Origin of the sequence: uncultured Thiodictyon sp., from assembly GCF_903828115.1 — a bacterium.
Taxonomy (GTDB): domain Bacteria; phylum Pseudomonadota; class Gammaproteobacteria; order Chromatiales; family Chromatiaceae; genus Thiodictyon.
Genome location: NZ_CAIKKU010000775.1, coordinates 1 through 5,736 on the forward strand (window position 1 = coordinate 1; position 5,736 = coordinate 5,736).

Here is a 5,736-nt window from a genome sequence, read left to right on the forward strand (position 1 = left end):
CGCCGCCGCTCGGTGTCGCCCATGAGCAGGGCCTCGTCCAGCAGCGAATAGGGCAGGATGGCGCGGGCGTATTTCTGCGGCCAGACGCCGTCCAGGTGGGTCTCTTCGATGCAGTAGCGCAGGGTCGGGCCGTCCAGGTGGTCGAAACGCTCGTCGAAGCGTTTCATCTCTTCGAGCCATTTGCGCTCGGCGACCAGGGGCTTGGGGCAGATGACGAGCACGGTCCGCAGTTCGCGGCGGGCCTGAAGCTCCTTGAGGATCAGTCCGGCCTCGATGGTCTTGCCGACACCGACCTCATCGGCGATGAGCAGCCGGGGCCGGTCGGCCTGGATGAGCTTGATCACGGGCCGGAACTGGTAGGGGACGAACTGGATGCGCGAGGCGAAGAGCGAATAGAGGTTGCCGATGCTGGGATGGCGCAGTTGCGCGGCGGTGAGTGCGGCGTGCAGTGCGGCCGGGGTGACGCTGGGGCGTGCGGCCGGAACGGCGGCCGGTTCGATCTGGGAGGCGTAATAGGTCGTGACCGCGCCGTCGTGGAAGACCTGGTAGCGGTCTTCGGGGTCGGCCGGGGCACGGGAGACCACGGCGCCGATGACGGTGGGCTGGGCCTTGAGCCGGACGAGTTGGCCGGGGTCGAAGGCCCCTTGCGATGCCGTTGCGGGCGGTTGATCGGTGGGTTTGGCGGACCCAGCCAGTTGCGCAAGGAGCGCGGTTCGGTCGACGTGGATGTCGGCCAGCGTGGGCTGGTCGGCGCCGATGGCCTGCATCAGCCGCTCGATGGTGTCGAGGTCGCGGAAGCACTCGTCGTCCGGGATGCCGCTGACCGGGGCGTGCGCCCAGCGGTTGCGGATGGTCTGGGCCTCTTTGAGCCAGTTCCTTGCGGTCGGCTGCAAGGAGGCGGCGTGGGCGATTTCGGACCAGTTGCGGTCGGCAATCCGCAGCAGGGCGGCCAGGTCGAGTTGATCGAGCCGGGCATAACCGGCGGTCTCGACGTGGTTGCGTTGTTGAAAGGTCAGTTCTTCCAGGACGTGGGTCTGCCACCAGTGATCGGACAGGCGCGGCAAGACCTCGGCGAGGAAGGCCGCGAGCCGGGTAGACAGGGTGGTCAGGTGGCGGTGGTCCATGGGTCCGTCCGTCGTTGTTGATGGGAGCCGGTTCTTCAGGGCACGCCATTATGTCCTTATGGGGGCTGCCTGTGAATGTGCTTCAGGTCAAGACGTTGGGACACACCCGGCTGCCGCGCCGGGTGGTCTGCAGACACTGTGTATTGGCTTGGTTGCAACCCCGCTAGCCAGCGCCGGCGGCGAACAGATCCCGAAACGGCGCCAGATTGCGCCGCTCCGCCGACCAGTCGGCGATGGCGAAGACGACCTGTGCGAAGGCGCCGTTGAACTCCCCGGCAAGTGCGGCGTGGAAATCGCGTGCGGTGCGGATGGGGTCGTTTCCGAAGGCGCCACAGCCCCAGGCACCCAAGACCAGTACCGAATAGTCGTAGGCCCGGGCAATGGCGAGGACGCGCCGGATGCGGACGGCCAAGAGGTCGCCCGCCAGTGGTTGGCCGATGCCGGGGGCATAAGGCGCGGCGCAGGTGAGCACGCTGAGCGCCCAGGGCGTCGGCAGCGCGGTGCCGTCGTCCGTCCGGAACACCGGCACTTCCGGGGAGAGGATCGCCCAGTCAGTTGAATCCGGTAGCGTCCTGGCCGCGTGGGCGGCGTACATGGGATCGCCCCGCAGGGTGGCGTAGAGGGCGCTGGAGCGGCACAACACCTCCTCCTGGGCACGGGCGCCGTTCAGAAAGCCGCCACCGGGCTGGATACCGTTGGCGAAGCTGAGCGCCAGCACCCGCTCACCCGCGTTGGCCAGTCGTCGGGCTGCCGTGAGGGTGGTTTCGTTGGCCACCTGGACCCTGGTCTGGGTGGACCGGGCGACGGCGGGCACCGGCAAGACGGCCTCCGGCGGCAGGCTGCGTTTGGCGGCGACGGCCGCGGCCACGGCGGCACCCCAGTCCACGGGCTGTCCGGCTGCATTGGGATAGGTGCCGACCGTGATTGCTGCCAGTGCCGACTGGCCCAGGGCGGCAGCCTGTTCGCGCGGGATCTTCACCAGCTTGCGGCAGCGCTCGGCAAGCTCCGGGCTGTCCTGGCAGGGGAGATACGCCAACCGGGGGGCAAGGTCCCGGATGCGGGCACCGGCCCCGCCCCGTCCAAGTGTTCCTGCCCGGGACTCGGCGATCTGTGCCTTAACGGCTCGTGCCGGGAGCGGCTGCTGATACCGCGGGATTTCGGACTTGATGGAATCCGCCAGGACCAGCAGCGCGGGATTCTCCGATCCGTAGTTGCGAATGCGCTGGGCAGCGGTGCGCAGACTGTCGCACGCCCCCGCGAGATCGCCGTCGCGGTTGCGGGCGGCGGCTTCGCGCCGCGCCTGATGGGCCAGTTGCTCGCCGACCCGACGCTCGACGTCCGCTTGCCGGGGCTGACCCTTGCGCGCGGCCCAGTCAACCCAGGTCCAATGGAACTCCTGCGCGGCCAGGGGGCGGTCGCCGTCGCTGACCGTCACCCGCACGGTGCAATCCGCGTTCTTATTGCCGGCCGGGAAGCGGAGGCTGACCAGCAGGTCGAGCACCTGTTCGCTGACCAGATCGCCGGTGCGGATGGTCAGCGCATGATCGGACGGGGTGACCGGCCAAGGCCCCATGACCGCGACCGCGAGGTCGGCCTGCCAGGCGAGTTGCACACGGCTATCGGCATAGACCACCTCGAGGGCATCGCCCAATTCCTGGGCGATGGCGGTCGGGATACCCGCGGCGTTGGCAATGTCGTGGACTGCGCCGCCGCCCGCGTCCGCTAGGGCGCCGAGCAGTTCCTCGTTGTAGTCGTTACCGACACCAAAGGTGCTGGTGCGGATGCCAAGCTGAAGTAGCTGCCCGGCGTGCTGGGCGAGCTCCGCAGGATCGACGATTCCGACATTGGCCTGGCCGTCGGTGAGTACAAAGCAGCGGCGCAGCCGTTCGTTCGTGGCCTCGCGGCCGATCAGACCGCAGGCGGTGAGCCAACCTTCGCCAAGGTTGGTGGAACCGCGCGGGCCGACGCCGCCGAGGGCGTCGGCGGCCGCACGACGGGCCTCGGTACCCGCCGCGGTCAGGGGCAGCAGGGTGTCGATGTGGTCATCGAAAACGACCAGGGCAACCCGGTCACGGGGTCCGAGTCGCTCAATGGCGGTCAACGCGGCCTCGCACGCGCGCGGCCATTTGTCACCACCCATGGACCCGGACCGGTCCAGCGCCAAGGCCAGGTCCACCGGGGTACGCTCGCCCCCCAGACGCGGGGCACGCAGGCGCAGATGCAGATAGCGCTCGCTGTCGCCGCGCCAGCGGATCAGCCGGCGATCGGTGTCCAGTGAGAGCCCCAGCCGGTCGCGGCCCGCCGGGTCCGGCGCCTCGCCGCCGTCAGCGTCGGCCGCAGTCCGGAAGGCGCAGAGGTGGATGAGGCGCCCGTCCTTGACCAGGCCGCCGCCGGCAAGCCCGGCGCCGATCAGCCGCCAGTCCTCACCCTCCCCGATGGCCGCGAAGCGCTCGACCTGAGCCGTGGCAATGGTCTTGAGCCAGGGACGGGGGGCGTCCGGCACCTGGGCCTGGGCTTCATTCGCCGCGTCAATGGCATCCAGCGCGTAGCTCTCCACCAGCTTACCAAGGGCGGCGGCCAGGGTGGCCGGGCTGTCGAAGAGGTCGAGGCCCACGAGCCGGCCGTTGATCGCGAAGAGTGCGCCGCATTGGTTCGGTTGCGGGATGAAGACCGTGCGGAAGTCGTCCAGCCGGGCGCGGCTGCCCTCATACAGGGCCGCGGCGGCGCCGGTCGGGGAGGACACCTTCATACGGCGGGAACGCTCTTCGATGTCGCGCCACACCGCGCCCTGGTTACTCTCGCGAGAACCGCGCTGCCGCAGAGAATCACTCACGTCCGCCGCCTTGCGCGCCCGCCCGGCGGCAAAGTGGGCACGCCGGGCGCTGCCGAACTCGGCGGACTCGGCCTGCCAGCGACCGACCTCGACGCAGGAGACAGGGACGACGATGGCCTGCTGCGCGGGGGCCAGGATGCTGAGGTTGAGGATGCGGTTCTGCTTGGCGCCGATCAGTTCTTCCCCGTCGAGCAGCAACACCGGCAGGTCGCCCAGGTTGACGAAACGCAACTCCGGCACGTGCCCCGCATCAGAGACCTCCGTGACGCGAGCGCCGCCGTCGCCCAGTGCCTCATCCAGGAGCCGATAGCCCGGCTTGGCCGGTCCTTCGGCCAGCAGCGGGAAGAGGCTGAGATTGAGGAACTGGACGGGGTCTCCGACGACCACTCGGGACAGGCTCTCGGCAATGGCGGACATGGGCGTCTCCTTCAGGTTGTCGTAGCGGCGGACGGGGACCGCTGGGGTCGGCGTCTGCCCGGTTGGGTTTCGGTGGCTGGATTCCTGGTCAGGGTTCCGTGCTGAACAGTCGCTGCGCCTGCTCCAGCAAGGCGTCGAGCCGGCGCTGATCGGCGCGGGCGAGCGGTCGACGCACATGCAACTCGATATCCGGGTGCAGGGCGATGCGCTCCCAAGTGCTGCGGGGCTGCTGGCGCACCGTCGGTGGCGGTGCAGGCGTGGCCGCGGGCTCCGGTCGCGCGGCGTTGGCGGGCGGTTCGCCGTGCCGGGCAGGCTTGCCCAACACTTGGCGCACATAGTCGTAGGCCGTCACGGGAGCATCCTGCACGGCGCCCGGTTCGACCAGCGCCGCGGCCACGCCGGCATCGTCGAGGGCCTCCAACTGCGCCCGGATCGTCGCCAGGGGCTGGTGGGCCTCCTGCAGGCGCCGGATCAGCCGCAGGCGGTCGCGGTGGCCGGGGCCATAGCTCGCGGCCGGTCCCCGTCCCGCCGACGCCGGCAGCAGTTTCTCCGCCAGGTAGTAGCGGATGGTGCGCACGGGGACGCCGGTCTCGCGGCTGAGGGCGTTGATGTCGAGTGGGTCAGTCATGAACCTAACTATACATCAAACAGTGTCGCTGTCAAGATGTCGACACGCGAGATTTCGCTAGAGAGGGTCCGGGGTCAGGTCTGAGAGGGTCCGGACCCTCCTCGGCATTTATGCCCCGGCGCAAGTCAAGAGTACCGCCGGCATGCGGCAGCCCGCGTAGGCCCGAGCCCGCGTCGATCGGCAACTTGACCTTTCGATCCTTGCCCCCGGTCGACAGCGGATGGGCCGCGTCCTGCTGCTACACTTGCCCCCATGGACATCCTCACGCCCTGGCACCGGCTCTTCGGCATCGCCCTGACCGACCTCTTCACTGGCCGTCCCTGGCGGGTGGACGTCGAGAAGGAGTTGGCGCTCAAGAGCCAGCGGCTCGACATCCTCATCATCGAACGCCGGCCGGGCGCCGCGCTGGACGCCGGCCCCGCGGCGCTCGCCGACCTGCCCGATGGGCTGGAGCGGCTCGCGGCACACAATGTCCTGACCTACAAATCGCAGCACCAGCCGCTCGACGCCTGGGCGCTGGATGAACTGATCGGGCACTTCGTGACCTACCGCAAGCTGGTCTCCATCGAGCGGGCACGCACCCCGGCCGCGCCCGGTGCGGGCGCAGAACCGGCGCACGAGGTTGTCGAGCCGTCGGCGCAGACCTACCGTCTGCTGCCGGAGGACGACTTCGGCCTCTACGCGGTGGCCACGCGCACGCCGGAGCGGCTCTTGGCCCAAGTGCCCCCGGGCAC

The 5,736-nt window shown here is 69.5% G+C and carries 3 protein-coding genes and 1 pseudogene; 1 reads left to right on the top strand and 3 read right to left on the bottom strand.

All coding sequences use genetic code 11. From position 1 onward, the window contains the following. From QZY48_RS28420 to QZY48_RS28430, 3 genes are all read right to left on the bottom strand, one after another. Positions 1-1,124: Swt1 family HEPN domain-containing protein (locus QZY48_RS28420; protein ID WP_295437010.1), on the bottom strand; the 1,124-nt coding region annotated here is incomplete at its 3' end. A gap of 163 nt (positions 1,125-1,287) precedes the next feature. Beyond that, the gene (locus QZY48_RS28425) at positions 1,288-4,374 is read right to left on the bottom strand and encodes a TIGR02452 family protein (protein ID WP_295437011.1); all 3,087 of its coding nucleotides are present in this window, start codon (positions 4,372-4,374) and stop codon (positions 1,288-1,290) included. Positions 4,375-4,462: 88 nt separating this feature from the next. After that, a complete protein-coding gene (locus tag QZY48_RS28430) occupies positions 4,463-5,002 on the bottom strand; it encodes a MerR family transcriptional regulator (RefSeq protein WP_295437013.1) in 540 nt (179 codons plus the stop codon). Positions 5,003-5,254: 252 nt separating this feature from the next. Here QZY48_RS28430 and QZY48_RS28435 point away from each other — a divergent pair. Further along, a pseudogene (locus tag QZY48_RS28435) lies at positions 5,255-5,736 on the top strand (hypothetical protein); the annotation flags it as partial.